General features: G+C 69.0%; 16 protein-coding genes and 1 pseudogene. 12 read left to right on the plus strand and 5 right to left on the minus strand.

Annotated elements, in window-relative coordinates; translation table 11 throughout:
- Positions 1-128: 128 nt before the first annotated feature.
- From E6R62_RS00260 to E6R62_RS00290, 7 genes are all read left to right on the plus strand, one after another.
- Positions 129-2,246 (plus strand): hypothetical protein, encoded by a 2,118-nt coding sequence (locus E6R62_RS00260; RefSeq protein ID WP_136210089.1) that lies wholly within the window; start codon positions 129-131, stop codon positions 2,244-2,246.
- A 38-nt stretch (positions 2,247-2,284) separates the two neighbouring features.
- Positions 2,285-3,028 carry an ATP-binding cassette domain-containing protein gene (locus tag E6R62_RS00265; protein ID WP_136210091.1) on the plus strand — a complete coding sequence of 248 codons (744 nt, stop codon included), beginning with the start codon at positions 2,285-2,287 and terminating at the stop codon, positions 3,026-3,028.
- A gap of 362 nt (positions 3,029-3,390) precedes the next feature.
- Positions 3,391-3,813: a hypothetical protein gene (locus E6R62_RS00270; RefSeq protein ID WP_206308612.1), complete on the plus strand. Its 423-nt coding sequence runs from the start codon at positions 3,391-3,393 to the stop codon at positions 3,811-3,813.
- A gap of 1,670 nt (positions 3,814-5,483) precedes the next feature.
- Entirely contained in the window at positions 5,484-5,684 is a 201-nt protein-coding gene (locus E6R62_RS00275; protein WP_136210093.1) for a hypothetical protein, read from the plus strand.
- A 303-nt stretch (positions 5,685-5,987) separates the two neighbouring features.
- Positions 5,988-6,563, plus strand: a complete 576-nt coding sequence (locus tag E6R62_RS00280; protein WP_136210095.1) for a DUF5994 family protein — start codon at positions 5,988-5,990, stop codon at positions 6,561-6,563.
- Between the two features lie 5 nt (positions 6,564-6,568).
- Positions 6,569-6,757: a hypothetical protein gene (locus tag E6R62_RS00285; RefSeq protein WP_136210097.1), complete on the plus strand. Its 189-nt coding sequence runs from the start codon at positions 6,569-6,571 to the stop codon at positions 6,755-6,757.
- A gap of 198 nt (positions 6,758-6,955) precedes the next feature.
- Entirely contained in the window at positions 6,956-7,258 is a 303-nt protein-coding gene (locus E6R62_RS00290) for a hypothetical protein (protein ID WP_136210099.1), read from the plus strand.
- On the opposite strand, the gene E6R62_RS00295 is transcribed toward E6R62_RS00290, so the two are convergent.
- The gene (locus E6R62_RS00295; RefSeq protein ID WP_136210101.1) at positions 7,255-8,523 is read right to left on the minus strand and encodes an ATP-binding protein; all 1,269 of its coding nucleotides are present in this window, start codon (positions 8,521-8,523) and stop codon (positions 7,255-7,257) included. The two genes, E6R62_RS00290 and E6R62_RS00295, sit on opposite strands and share 4 nt — an antisense overlap.
- 254 nt (positions 8,524-8,777) lie before the next feature.
- Between E6R62_RS00295 and E6R62_RS00300 the strand changes: the two genes are divergently transcribed.
- Complete coding sequence (locus E6R62_RS00300) at positions 8,778-9,029, plus strand: SpoIIE family protein phosphatase (protein WP_240801401.1); 252 nt, start codon at positions 8,778-8,780, stop codon at positions 9,027-9,029.
- 216 nt (positions 9,030-9,245) lie between these two features.
- Here E6R62_RS00300 and E6R62_RS00305 read toward each other — a convergent pair whose 3' ends face one another.
- On the minus strand, positions 9,246-10,148 hold the full coding sequence (locus tag E6R62_RS00305; RefSeq protein WP_136210103.1) for a helix-turn-helix transcriptional regulator: 903 nt from the start codon (positions 10,146-10,148) through the stop codon (positions 9,246-9,248).
- A 370-nt stretch (positions 10,149-10,518) separates the two neighbouring features.
- Here E6R62_RS00305 and E6R62_RS00310 point away from each other — a divergent pair, with 370 nt between their 5' ends.
- The 3 genes from E6R62_RS00310 to E6R62_RS00320 all read left to right on the plus strand — a co-directional run bounded on the left by E6R62_RS00310 (position 10,519) and on the right by E6R62_RS00320 (position 13,905).
- Positions 10,519-11,844: an ice-binding family protein gene (locus E6R62_RS00310; protein WP_136210105.1), complete on the plus strand. Its 1,326-nt coding sequence runs from the start codon at positions 10,519-10,521 to the stop codon at positions 11,842-11,844.
- 200 nt (positions 11,845-12,044) lie between these two features.
- The gene (locus E6R62_RS00315; protein WP_240801402.1) at positions 12,045-12,764 is read left to right on the plus strand and encodes a DUF5819 family protein; all 720 of its coding nucleotides are present in this window, start codon (positions 12,045-12,047) and stop codon (positions 12,762-12,764) included.
- A gap of 85 nt (positions 12,765-12,849) precedes the next feature.
- Complete coding sequence (locus tag E6R62_RS00320; RefSeq protein WP_136210107.1) at positions 12,850-13,905, plus strand: HTTM domain-containing protein; 1,056 nt, start codon at positions 12,850-12,852, stop codon at positions 13,903-13,905.
- A 28-nt stretch (positions 13,906-13,933) separates the two neighbouring features.
- Here the strand turns inward: E6R62_RS00320 and E6R62_RS00325 are convergent, their stop codons facing one another.
- On the minus strand, positions 13,934-14,545 hold the full coding sequence (locus E6R62_RS00325) for a TetR/AcrR family transcriptional regulator (RefSeq protein ID WP_136210109.1): 612 nt from the start codon (positions 14,543-14,545) through the stop codon (positions 13,934-13,936).
- Between the two features lie 129 nt (positions 14,546-14,674).
- On the opposite strand from E6R62_RS00325, the gene E6R62_RS00330 reads away from it, so the two are divergent.
- Positions 14,675-15,613 carry an alpha/beta fold hydrolase gene (locus E6R62_RS00330; protein WP_136210112.1) on the plus strand — a complete coding sequence of 313 codons (939 nt, stop codon included), beginning with the start codon at positions 14,675-14,677 and terminating at the stop codon, positions 15,611-15,613.
- Between the two features lie 66 nt (positions 15,614-15,679).
- On the opposite strand, the pseudogene E6R62_RS00335 reads toward E6R62_RS00330, so the two are convergent.
- Together E6R62_RS00335 and E6R62_RS40570 are read right to left on the minus strand one after the other, a co-directional pair.
- A pseudogene (locus E6R62_RS00335) lies at positions 15,680-16,291 on the minus strand (histidine phosphatase family protein); the annotation flags it as partial.
- Between the two features lie 11 nt (positions 16,292-16,302).
- The gene (locus E6R62_RS40570; protein ID WP_136210115.1) at positions 16,303-16,809 is read right to left on the minus strand and encodes an SRPBCC family protein; all 507 of its coding nucleotides are present in this window, start codon (positions 16,807-16,809) and stop codon (positions 16,303-16,305) included.
- Between the last annotated feature and the right edge of the window lie 4 nt (positions 16,810-16,813).

Consider the following 16,813-nt stretch of genomic DNA (forward strand, 5'->3'; position numbering starts at 1 on the left):
CGTAGCCATGCCTGACGTGCGGGGGGTTCGGGGGACCGGCCCCCCGCAGTCTGGCTCGTCGATCGTCAGTTGACGCTTCCCATAGCAGCGCCACGAAATTCCCCCAAATGCTCAAATCTAGGTAGTCGATGCTGCACCGAGGTATCAAATTCATCTACGCTGCTGTCTTCGCGTTCTCCGCGGTGGTGGCGTTCCTGTTCGTGCGGGGGCTGGACGAGGACTGGGTGCTTGGCCACTCGGCTGTGGTCTGGGTGCTCGACTCTGACGATTCGACCAGCGGGTCACAAGTCGCCCGCGATCTAGCCTCGTTCGTCGCCGACCACAGGATCTCTGTGGCCCGCGAAGTGCCCGATCTGAAGAACCCCGACGGTCTTCGGCACCTGTATCTCGCTTCGGGTGACCCGCGCTCCGACGCGGCGTCATGGCTGAACGAGGGCTATCCGTCCTTCGGCCGGGACTATCGAACTGAGGTGCATCCGCTCGCCGATATCGGGCAGCGGGACCCGCGAGGCTTCTACTACGTGTTCGGACCGGCAGGGTCCGAGGACGCACTGGTGGCTCAGTTCAAGAGTCTCGGCCTACGTGCCAGTGCGCACCACCCGCTCTCTGTCGGGGAACTGACGCCCTTCTATTCCGACGGGGTACTCGTCTGGTCTTTCCTGGTGGTTGCTCTCGCCGCCGTGACGATGACCGGAGCGAGTGTCCTGCTCAATGCGAAGGCGTACGGAGTGCTACGCCTGCAAGGGAGGTCCTTCACCGACATCCTTCTCCGTGATCTGCGGCAGCTCGCGACGTTCGCAGCGATCGCGGCCGGTGCGGTGGCCGGTGCGGTCCTGGTGCTCCTCGGCCTCTACAACGGATGCGCGTGGCTGGGCCTATTCGCTTCGGTAACTCTGGGCATCGCGGGCCTCCTCATCCTCTTGATCCTGGCGACCCATGCGGCCGTGCTCGCCCTCACCTTCAGGACCGATGTCCTTCGCGCCCTCAAGGGCGAGCTCCCCGCCCGGGCAGCGTCCATTTCGGCCTACCTCGTGCGCGTACCTGCCCTGATGCTCGCCCTAAGCATCGCCACCTCCGCTGTCCTGGCGGGCCAGGACATCCTGGCCCGCCAGGACAGCCGAGAAATCTACGCGAAGGTGGGCGACACCGCTGCCATCCGTCTCAATGGCAGCCTGGGCGGCGACGATGAGATAAAGCAGATGCAAAAACGCGTGGGCGGATGGCTTCGTCAAGCCGACGCCGCAGGCAAACTCATCGTCGCCGGGCGGCGGGAACTCCAAGACATCGCCCCCGGTTCTGGCCTGCCCCAGGGCGAGATGCTCATCGTCAACGAAACCTTCCTCACCGAGCAGACCCTCCTTGATCCCACCGGATACCGGTACGCTCCCGCACCACGGGACGGCAATAGCCCCGACGATCACGCAGTGCGGCTCATCGTGCCCGAGTCCCTGAACCAGCACACCTCGACCATCGCCGCGCAGATCCCAGGCATCTTGAGCCCGGCCCATCCGGAGCGCATCCGGCAGAGCCAGGTACAGACACTCCCGGCGAAGAGTGGCCAACGCGTCTTCGGCTACAACCCCGGCGACCAAGCCCACACCGCCGCCCGCAACACCAAGGAAGACCGCTCACTCGTAGACGATCCGATCCTCGTCGTGGTCCCCAACGGGTCGGCCTATCTCACTGACAACGCGTACACCTCGTTCGCCACCCAAGGCGGAGTGGTCTTCCCCGACCCCGCCGACATCCAGGCCGGCATCGAGACGAACAAGCTGCAGAACGATGTGATAGCCATCAGGCCAATCGGGCAGAACGCGGCCCTGCAAATGCGGGACGCGGTCAACGACTTCCGGCTGTACCTGTTCAACCTCGCGGTGGCAGTGGTCGTGCTTGTCATCACCGGCGTCGGCGTCTGCATTGTCTACTCGCGAAAGAACGCCCAGGCCATCTTCGTCAAACACATCAGCGGCTGGAGATTCGCTGCAAGTCACCGCTCAGTGCTGGCCGTCGAGGGCATCCTCGCCCTTCTCCTGGCCGGCTGGGTGCCCTTCCACATCTGGCAGCAGAACCAGGATCTGGAGGAGTTCAAGGCCATGGGGATGCCCGCACCCAGCGCGGCGGTGCAGATCAGCGCTTTGGATCTGGCCCTTACCAGTGGGCTGGTCACAATCGAGGTCGGGGCTGTGCTCCTCGCACTGGCAGCCTTCCATCGCCGCATCGTCAAGGAAGGGGCGACCGAAGGATGAGTCCCGTTCGCACCCTTTCACACAGCAGGAGCACCACCGTGATCGATATCGAGAACCTGTCAAAGTCCTTCGGCCGGCGGACCCTGTGGTCGGATGTCACGCTGACCGTGAAGGGCGGCGAAATCCTCGCCCTGGTCGGCCCCAGCGGATCAGGAAAGTCCACTCTCCTCAACTGCCTGGGACTGCTTGAGGCGCCGAGCGAGGGCGCGATCCTGCACGAAGGCAAGGACATCACCCGCTTCAACCCGCGTCAGACCCGACGCTTCCGCCGAGAGGTACTCGGCTACCTCTTCCAAAACTATGCCCTGATCGAAAACGCCACCGTCGCCGCCAATCTAGAGGCCGCCGTCAAGCCCCGGCGCTCGCTGAGGAACACCACCCGCGTCACCATCACCGAGGCCCTCGACCGCGTCGGTCTCGCCGGGCGTGAGAAGGAAAAGATCCACTACCTCAGCGGCGGCGAACAACAGCGTGTCGCCCTTGCCCGGCTCATGGTCAAGCAGCCGGCACTCGTACTTGCCGACGAACCGACCGGCGCGCTAGACCACACCAACACCGTCATGGTCGTCGACATCCTGCGCGAGATGAGCGACGCCGGGTGTGCCGTCGTCATCGCCACCCACAACGATTATGTCCGCGACCGTTGTGACACCGTCTTCGCGGTAGATGCGCCTTCTGCCAGTCAAGGACAGAGTTCTGCCTTTCACCGCGCGCAGTCGGTACCGAACTCGGCGAGCGCGCGGAGCGGCGCGGCGTCGAGCCCGTCACGGCGGTCTTTCTGATTGCCGATCCAGACGCTGGCGGTGTTCGGTGTCGTCGGGGAGGCCGAATGCCCAGAGCCACACGATCAGGCGACCACGGACCTGACATAAGCTCAGATGTCGCCCTCCAAGGCCCTGTGTGGCAGTCGTGGGCTCGTGGGGATGACCTTGCGCCCGAGCACCGTGATCCTTCCCGTCCACCGTTGGCACGAGGGCGGCCGCGACCGTTCGTTCATCATTCGAACGGAAGCAGTCCCACCCCGCCCCGACGGGGCAGTACCAGCCGGAGAAGCCACCGCACATGTCGTACTCACCCGACGGGCAGCAGTACCAGCGGCTGTGGGGGCTGCGGTTGCTGTCCTTCCGGCCGGTACGGCGGCGGCGTGCTCACGGGCCTGGTGGCCGTGGCCGGCACTGCGGCAGCCGCAGGCGGCCTGATCGGCGTGGAGTGGGCCCTGATCACTCCGTTCGCATTCGCCTCGCTCGGGATGTTCGCCTTCGCCTCGGTGCAAGCACGCGTCACGGAGGCCGGGCTGGAGGTTTCCTTCGGTCCCCTGGGCTGGCCGGCGCGCCGTTGGACGGCAGGCAACATCGTCTCGGCGCGCGTGGAAAACCGCAGGCCGGCGCAGGTAGGCGGCTGGGGCTACCGGCTCAGCGGGCTGGGAATCACCGTCATGCTCCGGTCCGGCGAATGCCCGGTCATCCACCTCCGCAAGGGCCCCGAGTTCGCCGTGAGCATTGACGATGCCGAACGCGGCGCCGCGCTCCTCAACGCTCTCGCCGCGAAGCAGCAAGCGGGCGCATGAGCCAGACTTTCGCGGCCCTCGGCCTCTCCGTTCCAACATAACCCGGGGCCTTCTCGAACCTTACCGTTCGAGCAATCTGCGCCCCGGATGGCCGAAAATGCGCGAAGGGCTACCGGAAGATTTCTATCGGCCACCTGGCTCACGGCAGCGGCTGGCCGGTCCCCCGCGGCGGGAGCGCCCGGATCGCCGATGCCCTGGCTGCCGAGATCACCGCGCACGGTGGCACGTTCCACACCGGTCGGCGGATCTCGGACCTGGCCGAACTGCCCCGGTCCAAGGCCGTCCTCCTGGACCTCAGCCCCAAGACATTGGTCCGCATCACCGCTGGACGTCTCCCCACCCGGTACCGGCGAGCCCTGGCGCGCTACACCTACGGTCCCGGGGCGGCCAAGGCCGACTTCCTCGTCACCGAGCGCGTTCCCTGGGCCAACAGAGCCGTCGGCCAGGCCACCACCGTCCATCTGGGCGGCACCCGGGCCGACGTCTTCCGCAGCCAGACCACGACGGCGGCCGGCGTTCTCGCCGACGAACCATTCGTCCTCGTCGTGGACCCGGTCGCCGCAGATCCGGAACGAGCGCGCCCCGGCAAGAACCCGCTATGGGCCTACGCCCACGTACCCAAGGGCGTCACCAGCGACCCGGTCGAGCTGATCACAGCCTGCATCGAGCGGTACGCGCCCGGCTTCCGCGACACCGTCATCGCGCAGCGAGGCATCTCCACCGCCCAGTACGAGGAGTACAACCCCAACTACGTCGGAGGTGACATCGGCACCGGCGCCATGACCATCAGTCAATCGCTTCTGCGGCCTGCCCCCCGCACGAACCCCTACCGCCTTCCCATCCCCGGCGTATACCTGTGCTCAGCCGCAACACCACCAGCCCGGGAGTGCACGGCATGTCCGGCTATCACGCCGCCCTCGCAGCGCTCCAGCACGAGTTCGGCATCCGCAAAAGCCCGGCACTCGGTCCCGCACGAGATTTCGGCAGCGCCAAAACCCGTCTCGAAGCGGGCTGACCGATCGACACCGCTCCGCACAGCGCGCAGCGGCGCGCGGAACCGGCATGGAGAGGGCTGTTGCCTTCGACACCCGCGACCACATGACGACGTAGGTCGTCCACCGCTTGCGGGCGTGAAGCGGACCACGCCCAAGCGGGCCCTCGCCCAGAAGCTCCGCCCGACAGGCCCCAACAGCCCCTCACCTTCGCCCGGCGGGGCGCGTGCCCCATCCGTGCCCTTCAGAGCGGTGAACCGCGGTCATCAGAGGCGAAAACAGAGCCTCTCGGCAGGCTCGATGAAGAGGCGTATCCGCTGGTCAGGAGACATATAGTCAGTTCGAGCTGCACTGATTCCCAAGCTTATAGCGCGGGTTCGATCATCCGCTCCACGACAAAGCCCCAGGTCAACGACCTGGGGCTTGTTTGTTGTGCGTAGCCCGCCGGGCTCGCGTGCCCTCGTGTGTCACAAGAGCCTTCGGTGTGCTGCGGTTTGGTTCCCTGGCGCTACTCGAAAATCCAGGCGGCTGCCTTCGGTCATCGCCTGGTGCGAGGGCGACCCGCGGGGCGTCATGCGTGCGCCTCGCTTGGCAGTCGCCGTCATGCGGGCCTTCGCTGTGCGTGGCAGCGTGATCGGAGAGCAATCCTTACACCCACGCTTCACGAGGAGCGCCGTCATGAACGGTCCACAGGACAAGCATCAGGAACCGGGCAAGGGCAGCGAGGCGCGGGAACACCATCGCCCCGGAGACCCCGCGCAGCCCCGACCGGGAAGGCAGTCGCGTGAACAGGGGCGCAAGCCCGGAGGGAAGAAGGCCGCGAGCCGTGGCGAGGACGGCCTCCTGCGCGAAGAGGACCTGCACGACGAGGGGCTTTGACCAGGGCACGGAGCGCCCGGAGCCCGGCCGGTACGCGGCACTTCCGGCCGGGCTCCGTCGCGTCCCGCCCGGCGTCGGACGAGAAGGGGCGGCCCGCCACGGCGGCGCCGCGCTCTCGGATCGACCGGCGTGGACTCGGCGTCGGGTCGTAAAATGCCAGGTCAGAACGGCCAAACCCAGCCGAACAGGCGTACAGTGAAACTACCGGGAGTACTTCGCACACCGGCCTTCACGCGGGTGTCGTTTCCGGCGATCGCCTAGATGCCGGGCTGCCGACGGGCAGCCCGGGGGCAGGTCCACTCCATGACCACCACCTTCGACCGGCCCGCGCCCCGCGACCTCGCCGCAGCCGTCCCCGCCCGCTTGTCCCTCACCCCGAAGAGCGCGCTCGCCGGCCAGTTGGACGGGGCTTGGTGGCCCCGCTCCCGCGACCTCGCGGCCGAGCTCCCACCGCTCGTCGCCGCCCTGGAGGAACCCTGCGGGCACATCACCCGCGTCACGGTGAACCCCACCCGCTGGCCCGTCGTACCGCACAAGGTTGCCGTGGACGGGCGCACGCTGCACGTGGGCTGGTTCACCGAACAGGACCCCGACAAGCTGATCCTGCTCTCCTACACCGTCGGCCGCTGGGACCTCCTCGTCATCCCGCCCGAGACCGCACCCGCGGCCGCGGCCCGCCTGATGGCGGCCGCGGCGATCCCGGGCAGCGTCCTCACCGCCGAAGTCCTGATGGCCAACGAGACCGTCATCGGGCGCGGCATCCGCGACACCCAGCGCGGGGAAGCCGGCTGGGAGAGCGAAGGCGGAGCCTGCATGTCCCCCTTCGGGGAGCCGTTCGGACGCAGCGCCCTCCCGCGGTCCGCGAACGGCTGGAGGTGAGCTCCGTGGAGACCCTCGTCCTCATTGCCGTGATCGTCCTCGCGATCGGCGTAGGCATGTACTGGATCCATCTGCTGAACGCGCAGCACGACGCGCGGATCACCGCCCACCACTTCAGCGAGCCCCTGCCGAGGCCCCCCGGCCTGCCGGACGACACCGGTCGTCGAGCCCACCACACGGATGCCGACCGGTGAGGAACGGACCTTCCTCCGACCGGGGGCAGCGGTCGGGGCGCCACGGCGCCCCGACCTGCCGGCCTCGCGCGCGTCCTGGAGGGAACCACGCCCACGGTAAGTACACCGAGACCGGCGCCGGCGCGCACTCCTACGAGATCTGAAGAGCCCTGACGGGACGGCCCCGGACCCCACTCCCGCACACGAAAGGACGCGGTCATGGCCACACTGCGCGAACGCAAGACCTACCGCGGACAGGTGCTCCGGGTCCTTTACGAAGCCGTCGAAGGCAATCGGCTCCTCGGCATCACCGGAGCGCGACTGCGGTGCGACCTCCACATACCGGAACAGGACCTGGCCGCCGCCTGCACCTACCTGGCGGGCGAAGGCCTGATCACCGTCGACTGGGAACCCGGCAACACTCCCGCGATGGTCACTCTCACCCACGAGGGCATCCGGCTCATGGAGGCCGAGGAGGAGGAGACGGCCGCGGGCCCCGCCTGGTCCCCAGGACACTCCTAGAAGCGGGCGAACTTCTCGGTCTGACGGGCGAACTGCAGGGCCATGGCCGCGCTGACCGTGGGCCTGGTCTCGCTGATGGTGCCCAGGTAGTCCTCGGTGGTGGGGCGGGACCGGGTTCCGGTGTCGAAGGTGCGCTCGAACTGGGCCTGGGAGACGGTACGCGCCACATGGGCGATGTCGGCGGGGGTGAACCCCTCGCTGGCGGACGCCAGCACCTCGCTGTCGGCTTCCGCGCCCGCTCGTGCCAGGTAGCTCTCCCACAGCGCCGTCCTCGCCCGGCCGTCGGGCGGGCCGATCGGCAGCACGTAGTCGAAACGGCCGTGCCGCAGGAACGCGGAGTCGAGGGTGGTGACGTCGTTCGTGGCGCAGACGAGCAGCCGCCCGTCCTGGCCCCGGAACCGGACGATCGCCTTGAGTAGTTCGTTGACGACAGCGACCGCGGTCGCGTCCGCACCGCTGCGGGTCCCCGCGATCTCCTCGACCTCGTCGATGAGGACCAATACGTGGTCGAGCCGGGCGATCTCGTCGAAGCGCCGGTTCAGCCCGCTCGCCAGCCCGTACTCGGCAGCCAGCCGGGCGGGGAACAGTTCGAGGAACGGCCATCCCAGACGGCTGGCGATCGCGTGCGCGAACGTGCTCTTCCCCGTGCCGGGCGGACCGAACAGCATCACTGCCCGCGGCAGCTCCACCCCGTGCCGGGCGGCCATTTCCGGATGGGCCAGCGGCAGGACCAGGCGCCGCTCGATGAGCTCCTTCTCCCGCTGCATGCCCGCGACCCTCTGCCACAGTCCGCCGGGGGGCAGCTCCGCTCCCAGCGAGGCCAGCATGCTGACCGCCTGCGGGGTCACTCGTCCGCGCTTCTCGAAGAAGACCAGGCCCGGACGTGCGCCGAAGCCACAGTTGTGCAGGGCGGTGGCACCGGTCTCGCCCTCGGGCAAGGCCGCGTGCACCGTTCGGACGCCACAGGCGAACAGCCGGTGCTCCAGGGCAGTGATCAGGTCGCTGCCCAGCCCTTGGTGCCGCCAGGCGGGCGCCATGCAGATGCGCAGGATCCACGCCCGCTCTCCCTCCACCCTGCTCACCGCGGCGCCGACCACCACGTCGTCCGCGGTGGCCACCACCGCCGGGTGGAGGGCCTGGAGGGACGCCACGGCGTCCGACAGCGGGAAGAGGGACGGCTCTTCGGCCGTACCGCTCTCGGCGTCGACTCGGATCACTGCTTCGAGATCCTCCGAGACGTAGTCCCTCACATGCCAACCCGTCATGGTCAGCTCCGCGTGTTCGGCCGTACTGCCATCATCGGCCGATGTGCGCGGGGCTCGCATGCCGGGCGGACGGTGTGGTCCGCGAAAGCTCCGGGGCGCAGGCGCCGACCCACCGGGGAATCCGGGTGGGGGAGCCGCCGGGCACCGGGATCCGCGTGGCGTGCCCGGTCGCCGGGGAGCATCCTGGAGGCGACGCCGCCCGTGCAGCCGGACGCCGGCCTGCCGCCCGGTTGGAGGCAACAGGATGACCGTTCGTGACCGCCCAGATGATGCGCTTGGACACCGACACGGGGCGCCTCCAGTTCCTCCGAAGCCGACGGGGAGGGTCGTGGGGCTGTCCAGACGGCGTACGCACGGCCCAGCCGCAGGTCAGCACGGTGGCGCTGGAGCCGGGCGACCGCGTCCTCTGCTTCACCGATGGTCTGATCGAAGAACACGAAAGCGGACAGGACCAATTCCGCGAAGAGCAGCTGATCGGCTGGGTGAATCCAGCTGGAGCAGGCTGACCACGGAATCCGCGCGGTGGCCCGGGAACCGTCCCGCACGCTCATGCGGGCACGTCGCGAAGCCACCTCGGACGACGCGACGCTCGTTCTGATCGAATGGCGCGGATGACGAAAGGCCGTGCCACAACGCGCCGGTAGGGGCGGCACAGCAGTCGATCGAACCAGTGGGCGCCCGGGTTGCCCGACGCACGCGAAGGCCCGTTCTCCCAGCCGCCCTTATGCGTCCGGTCGGAGTGAGGAGCCGGCGTTCGGGACGAATTCCGTGTCGGCGTATGCCTTGAGGGTTTCGGTGATGAACTGCACGGTGCGCTGGGGGCTCAGCGCCCGGGCCTGCACATGCGCGTAAAGGTCGCTGTAGAGTCGCACGTCGGATCGTTTCTCCAGATAAAGGTCGCTGGTGAACCTTTCCAGATACACCACACTCGCATCGGTGGCGTCGGCGAATTCGAGCAGCGAGAACTGTCCCGAGACGCCCGGGTGCGCCCCCACCCCGTGAGGAAGGACCTGCACGGTGATGTGCGGCCGGGCACCGAGGTGGGTCAAATGCTCCAGTTGCTCCCGCATGATCTCGCGGCTGCCCACGACGCGCCGCAGCGCCGATTCGTCCAGCACGGCCCACAAGCGAAGCGGGTCGCCGCCGACACCCAGCCGGCCCTGACGCCGCAGCCGCACCCGGAGGCGGGTGGCGGCCTGCTCGACGGTGGCTTGAGGGATCGTTCCTGCGATGACCTCCCGGGCGTAGGCGGGGGTTTGCAGCAGGCCCGGGATCACCAGGGGCTCGTAGGTCCGGATCGCGGTCGCCTCGGCCTCCAGGCCGATGTAGGCGCCGTACGGGATGTCGCCGTAGGTGTTCCACCAGCCCTGTCGGCCCGATTCCCCGGCCAGGCGCATCAGGTCGTCGACGAGCCGCTGGTCGTGGACTCCGTACAGCCGGCAGAGATCGCGCACGTCGCGCGGCTTGATGAGGCGGCGGCCGTTCTCCAAGAGGCTGATCTTGGGTTGGGAGATCAACAATCGCTCCGCCACTTGCTGCGTCGTCATACCGCCGGCCTGCCGGAGCCGGCGTAGCTCCGATCCCAACCGGCGCCTGATCACGGTGGGATTGATGTCGACGCCCACGGGGTGTGTTCCTCTGCTCCGAGACCTTGTTCCGGTCGCCAGATTGCCATGCCCCAGGCGGAGTTGGATCCGTCCTGGGGTCGTGTCGCGCAGGGGCTCCGATCAATTCGGTCCCGCCGTCGCCTTGTGGATTGCGGAGAGCCGGGTCCTGGGGCCGCGGTATATGAATTTCCCCCACAAGGCCCATTGAGCCGATGCGATTATTTGCATTACCGGCCCTTCGGCGGCGAATGGCGGATGTCACGGGAATCGCCGAGCACATCCCGGCCCTTCGCACTTTTCTCCGTAATATGCCAGCGACAGCGAGACGGTCCTGTGCGGTCGAGACCGTCAATTACGCCACCACCCACTCACAGGAGTTGGCCCCTCGATGACGCTGAAAATCTCTGGCGCGGCGCTACGGCGCACGACGCCGGTCTGGATCGCGACGGTACTCGCCACGGTGCTCGCCTCTGCCGTGGTCGCGGTGACGCCGACCCGGGCGCAAGCGATCGCGACACCCGTACCCCTGGGCACGGTCGCCGGCTTTGCCGTGCTGGCCGGCTCGGAAATCACCAACACCGGCCCCACGGTCATCACCGGTGACCTCGGAGTGAGTCCGGGAACAGCCATCAGCGGATTCCCGCCCGGGACCGTGAACGGCACCGTGCACTCCGGCCCGGTCGACCCCGTGGGCCTCCAGGCCAAGAGCGACCTGGTCGTGGCGTACGACAACGCCGCCGGACAGGCGGCGGACGCAGTGCTTCCCCCGGACGCCGGGGGCCTGACGCTCGTTCCGGGTGTGTACACCGCCCCCTCCACCCTCGGACTCACCGGCACCCTGACATTGGACGCCCAGGGCAACCCCAACGCCGTGTGGGTGTTCCAGATCGGTTCTGGTCTGACCACGGCGAGCTCCAGCAACGTGTCCCTCATCAACGGGGCCTCCCCCTGCAACGTGTACTGGCAGGTGGGAAGTTCGGCCACCCTCGGCACCGAGACCAACTTCGTCGGCACCATCATCGCCCTGACCTCCATCTCCTTGACCACGGGCGCGGACATCGACGGACGGGCGCTGGCTCGTAACGGCGCGGTGACGATGGACACCAACACGATCAACCGCGGGACGTGCGCCGCCGGCACCACCGGCGGAACCACGGGCGGTCTGGTCACGGGCGGCGTCATCGCCGGCACCACGACCGGTGGCCCGACCACCGGTGGCACCACGACCGGTGGCCCGACCACCGGTGGCACCACGACCGGTGGTCCCACGACGGGTGGCACCGCCACCGGCGGCCTGCTCGGCGGCGTACTGGGCGGTGCGACCACGGGCGGCACCAATGGTGGCCTGCTCGGCGGCGTGCTCGGCGGGGTGACGACGGGCGGTGGCCTCGTCGCCGGTACCACCACGGGTGGCGTCACGGGCGCGACGACGGCAGGAACCAACGGTGGCACAACCGGCGGTGTTCCCAAGCCGCCCGGCAAGCCCGGCAAGCCCGGTTGGCCTGGCCATGACGTCCCCGGGTGGCCTGGGCACGGCAAGCACGACAAGCCGGGCCGACCCGACCACGGGGAACACGGCGGACCGGAGGACGGGCACCACGAGGGGCCCGACTACGGGAACCACGAAGGCCCCGACCACGATCAGCCCAAGGAGCCCGACAACGGGTACGGCGGTCAGGGCGACGAGCACGACGGCTGGGGCCACGACGAGTGAGCACTCCGCACGCGGTGCGGATCGTACGCGGTGAGTCGCGCGTACCTCCGACGGCGGCCTGAAGGCCCAGGCAGTCACGTGCGACGCCCGGTAGGGCGGGTGGCGCGCGGCGGATCGTTCTCGGTTCCGTCGCGCGCCGCTCGCGCAAGCCGGAAGGAGCGGATGGATGAGCAGTCGGGATGGGAAGGTCGGGTGGGATCGTGTCGGGTGGCGTCACGTCGGCGGACGTGGAGGAATCGGAGCACTCGGGACCCGGGCCTGCGGTGGGGGGCCTCGACGGCGGTCCGGAGTCGTGCTCGGGCGCCTCCGGACCGCGCCGACCGCTGGGGGTGGGCACAGGCGCCTTCGTCGTCCTGTGCCTGGCAACGGCGCTGATCCATGTGCTCGTCGTCTTTCTGCACGTGGCGCCGGCGAACGCCGTCTCCCAGCTTTACAGCGGGCCGATCAACGCCTGGGTCTATCCGCTCTTCGAGCAGAACTGGCGCCTCTTCGCCCCGGACCCGGAGTCGGTCAACCGACGGATTTCGGCGAGGACCAGGTATGCCGCCCCGGACGGCAGCGTGCGGGTGAGCGGCTGGTTCGACCTCAGCGCCACGGACGATTCCGCCGTCGAGCACGACCCCTTCCCCAGCCACACGGCGCAGAACATGCTGCGCCGAGCCTGGAGCTCCTACCTCGAAGCGTTCGGCGGTGACGACGAGCCGCGTTCGGAGCGGGCGGTGATGATGCGGACGTACCTGCGCAACATCGCGGCGGACCGCGTGGCCGCGCAGGGGCGCCGTTCCTTCGACTCGATCCAGCTTCGGGTGATCACATTCCCCGTCACCGCCCCGGGCGCCTCAAGTGCCACCCGCCCTCCCGCACCCCTCGACACCCGTTACCTGCCCTGGTGGAAGGTGGCCCCCCGTGGAACAGACTGAGCCGACACCGACACCGACACCGACACCGACACCGACACCGACAGTCGCACCTGCCCGACCGGCCGGGCAGCGCGTGCTCGATCGCATGGGCGTACTCGTCGCCCTGCTGACCGAGCGGCCGGTCTCCTTGTACGCCGCGGCGGTCCTGCGCATCGGGTACGGACTGCTCTACTTCCTCTTCCTGCTCCGTGAGTTCCCGCACCGTGACGCGATCTGGGGTCCGGGGTCACCCTGGACGCCGGAGCTGGCGCGGCAGTTGTTCGACCAGACCGGGTGGTTCAGCATCCTCACCCTTTCCGACAGCCGTGCGTACTTCGAGTGCTGCTACGCGGCGGCGGTCGTGGCGTCCGTACTGTTCATGCTCGGTTGGCGCACCAGAGCGGTGTCCTTGCTGTTCGCGGTAATGGTGACGTCGTTCCACGCCCGGGCGGTCTTCATGACGGACGGAGGCGACAACCTCTTCCTCCTCATGGCCGTGTACCTCGGCTTCACGGCGTGCGGCCGCCGCTGGTCCCTGGACGCACGCAGGAGGGCGAGCGGGGCAGCGGACGGCGGGCGGCACCTGCGCCGATTCCGCGAGTTCGGTCGCACCGCGAGCACCGTGTTGCACAACTGCGGCATGTTCGTCATCGCCGCCCAGGTCTGCTTTCTCTACGGTTCCGCGGGCCTGTACAAGGTGCAGGGCAGCTCCTGGGGCAACGGGACCGCCCTCCACTACGTGCTGAACCTCGACCTCTTCCGGCCTTGGCCCGCGCTGTCCCTCCTGTTGGACGCACACCCGGTCGCGATCGCCATCGCCGGCTACCTGACGGTGCTGCTGCAGGTCGCGTTCCCCTTCGTCCTGTTCGGCAGGCTCAAATACCCCGTCCTGGTCATGCTGGTGAGCCTGCACCTGGGGATCGCGGTCCTCCTGGGGCTTCCGATCTTCTCCGGTGTGATGATCGTCGCGGATGCCGTTTTCCTTCCGGATCGCTTCTACCGGTCCTTGGCCTGCCTGTGGCCGCGCACCTTCCGGCCGTCGGGCTTCCGGAAGGGGCGGGCTCCGGCCCGGGGAGAGTCCGCACTCGTGCCCGCACAGCCCGGCCCGGTCGGCTCGGTCAGGTCGGCTGCCGAGGCCGTGGGCCGGCCGCCGGCGCGATGACCGGCCCCGCCTGCGGGATGTCCGTCCGTCAGGTCGCGTCGGGCGAGAAGATGCGGTCCAGGTGGTGGGTCAGGACCGAGATGGCCGACTCCGGGGTGCGCTGGCCCACGAGGATGCTGGTGCCCATGGTCGCCGTCATCGCGAGCAGGCTGATCGCCTCCGTGCGGGCGGCGATGCCGGGAGCGATCAGGCCTGACGCCTGGGCCTGTTCGAGCAGGCCGGTCACGGCGTTCTCCGCGGCGTCGGGGTTGTCGATGAAGGGCTGGGCGGCCAGGGCCTCGTCGGTCACCGACATGATCGAGTAGGAGCTGTAGAGCAGGTGGAAGGTGCGACTCTCCTCGTCGACCGGGAGGGAGGCCAGGAGCAGCGCCTCGACGGTCGCGCGGGGGCCCGGGTCGGTGCCGGCGGCGCGCAGACGGGCACCGACCCGTGCGGTGAAGCGGTCGGTCAGGTGCTGGAGCCCGTAGAAGAGCAGCTTCTCCTTCGTCTCGAAGTAGTACTGCACCAGCCGTAGCGACACACCTGCCTCCGCGGCCACGTCGCGCATGCCGACCGCGTGCAGCCCCTGCCGCCCCGCGACCCGGATGAGCGCCTCGGCGATCTGCGCACGCCGTTCCTCGTGATCCACGCGCTTCGGCATGTGGTGGTGGCTCCGCCCGTCGGTCGCTTCATGGCCCGGCCCGGTCCGACCGGGACGCTTTTATGGTACCGCCGTACCAAGTTCGTGGTACGTTCGTATCACGAAGACGGATCTTCCCGGAGGTGCCCCGTGCCCGAGACCACGACCCGTGTGCGCCGCGATGTCGGCCGCTACGTCAACGACACCCTGCGAGACCGCTACTTCGCCGCCGCGGACGTGCTCTACGCGATGGGGGCACCCGTCCGCTCCGAGACGGATGTGGAGACCAGCTTCGGCACCACCCACGTCTACCGGTACGGCCCTGCGGACCCCGCCGCCGAGTCCCGGACCCCGATCGTCCTCATCCATGGCGCGGGTTACAGCTCGGCCATGTGGTACCCCAACACCCCCGGTCTCAGCCTCGACCGACCCGTCTACGCGCTGGACACCCCGGGCGACGCGAACCGCAGCGTCCACCGCGAGCCCATGTGGCAGCCCGAGCGCGCCGCCCGGTGGATGGACGAGGCCCTCAACGCCCTCGGCCTCGACCGGGTCCACCTGGTCGGCTCCTCCTACGGCGGCTGGCTGGTGCTCAACCAGGCCCACCGCCGGCCCGGACGGCTCGCCTCCGTCACCGCCCTCGACCCCGGCGGGCTGGAGAAGGTCGGCCTGCGCTTCTTCGCCTGGGTCTTCGTGAGCCTGTTCGCCACCTTCGCCCCCAAGGCGCTGCGCCCCCGGCTCGCCAAGTGGCTGGACCAGCCGGTCATAGCCAGCCCGGAGATGCGCAAGTGGATTCATCTCGGAGCCCGCGCATACCGGATCCGCCGCCCCGCGCCCCTGCCGCTGGCCGAGGACGAGCTGCGGTCCGTCCGGACCCCGCTCTACGTGATCATGGGCAAGCACAGCCTGCTCGTACACCCCAAGCGGCAGCTGGAGCGCGTACCGCGCCTCGTCCCCGGAGCCCGCGCCGAGATCATCACCGCGACCGGACACGGCCCGCAGATCGACCACCCCGACATCGTCAACGCCCGGATGCTGAGCTTCATGGAGGACGTCGACTCCCTCGACCCGGCCGCGGTCGACGCGTAGGAGAGCCGAGAAGGACACCCCGAGGGCCCGACACACGGACGTGTGCCGGGCCCCTCCGCGTGGAGGTCAGTCCAAGTGGTGGGTGTCGTTGAGGGCGTGCACCGTGGCGGTGCCGTGCTCGTCGTACGTCACCGTCGACAGGGAGGCCGCCGCTACCTCCATGCGGAACAGGGTGTGCGGCGGGGCCTGGAGGGCGAGGCGGATCAGGGTCCTGAGCGGTCCGACATGGGAGACGACCAGCACCGTGGCGCCGGCGTACCGGGCCAGGAGGCCGTCCCGTACGGCGTTGACCCGCCGGGTGACCTCCCGCATCGTCTCGCCCGCGCCCGAGGGCGGGACCTCGGGCGAGGCGAGCCATGCGCTCAGGTCGTCCGGGTAGCGTGCGCGGACTTCCCCGAAGGTCAGCCCCTCCCAGGCGCCGAAGTCCGCTTCCCGCAGCTCCCGGTCGACCTGGAGGCTCAGGCCGAGGCGCGCCGCCACGGACTGCGCGGTCTCCCGGCAGCGCCGCATCGGTGAGGTGACGACCGCCTCGATGCCGCCGCGGTGGGCGAGGGCGTCTGCCGCGGCCTGGGCCTGGTGGCGTCCGACCGGTGAGAGTCCCGGGTTGGACCCTCCGCTGCCGGAGAGCCGCCGTTGCGGGGTGAGCAGGGTTTCGCCGTGCCGCAGCAGTACGAGCGTCGTCACCTCGCTCACTGCGCGGTCTGCGCGGTCTGCGCGGTCTGCGCGGTCTGGGCGAAGTGGTCCCGTACGGCGTCGGTCTGCTTCTCCATCACGTCGATGATGGCCTCGACCACCTTCAGGTCGGCGTCCTCGGCGATCTCCAGGACCCGTGACCAGTCGAAGAAGCTGCGGTTGGGGTCGTTGGTGATGGCGAACACGCGGATGGTGGCCTCGTAGCGGGCGACGCCGCTGGTGGGGGCGACGGCCCGGTAGGACTGGGTCCGGTTGATCTCGTCGCGGGCGGCGATCTCCTGCTGGACGAGACGGCCGTTGAGCGTGAGCTTGAAGTCGTAACGGGCCGGGACCGTGTCGACCGAGCCGCCCTCGGTCCAGGTGACGTCCCGGTGGATGTCGAGGTCGCCGGGGGAGACGATGTCCAGGATCTGCATGGCGTCACGGACGGTCGCCCACACGGTGTCCGGGTCGGCGTCGAGGACGGTCGAGTGGTACATGGTGTGCTTGCGCTGGATCGGCATGGAG

Origin of the sequence: Streptomyces sp. A1136 (assembly GCF_004795055.1) — a bacterium.
In the GTDB taxonomy this organism is placed as follows: Bacteria; Actinomycetota; Actinomycetes; order Streptomycetales; family Streptomycetaceae; genus Streptomyces.

Coding starts and splice junctions, on each gene's coding strand:
- E6R62_RS00325 (WP_136210109.1), bottom strand. CDS start 14,545: ATGCCGAAGCGCGTGGATCACGAGGAACGGCGTGCGCAGATCGCCGAG.
- E6R62_RS40570 (WP_136210115.1), bottom strand. CDS start 16,809: ATGCCGATCCAGCGCAAGCACACCATGTACCACTCGACCGTCCTCGAC.
- E6R62_RS00290 (WP_136210099.1), top strand. CDS start 6,956: ATGGCCACACTGCGCGAACGCAAGACCTACCGCGGACAGGTGCTCCGG.
- E6R62_RS00260 (WP_136210089.1), top strand. CDS start 129: ATGCTGCACCGAGGTATCAAATTCATCTACGCTGCTGTCTTCGCGTTC.
- E6R62_RS00280 (WP_136210095.1), top strand. CDS start 5,988: ATGACCACCACCTTCGACCGGCCCGCGCCCCGCGACCTCGCCGCAGCC.
- E6R62_RS00275 (WP_136210093.1), top strand. CDS start 5,484: ATGAACGGTCCACAGGACAAGCATCAGGAACCGGGCAAGGGCAGCGAG.
- E6R62_RS00320 (WP_136210107.1), top strand. CDS start 12,850: ATGGGCGTACTCGTCGCCCTGCTGACCGAGCGGCCGGTCTCCTTGTAC.
- E6R62_RS00310 (WP_136210105.1), top strand. CDS start 10,519: ATGACGCTGAAAATCTCTGGCGCGGCGCTACGGCGCACGACGCCGGTC.
- E6R62_RS00295 (WP_136210101.1), bottom strand. CDS start 8,523: ATGACGGGTTGGCATGTGAGGGACTACGTCTCGGAGGATCTCGAAGCA.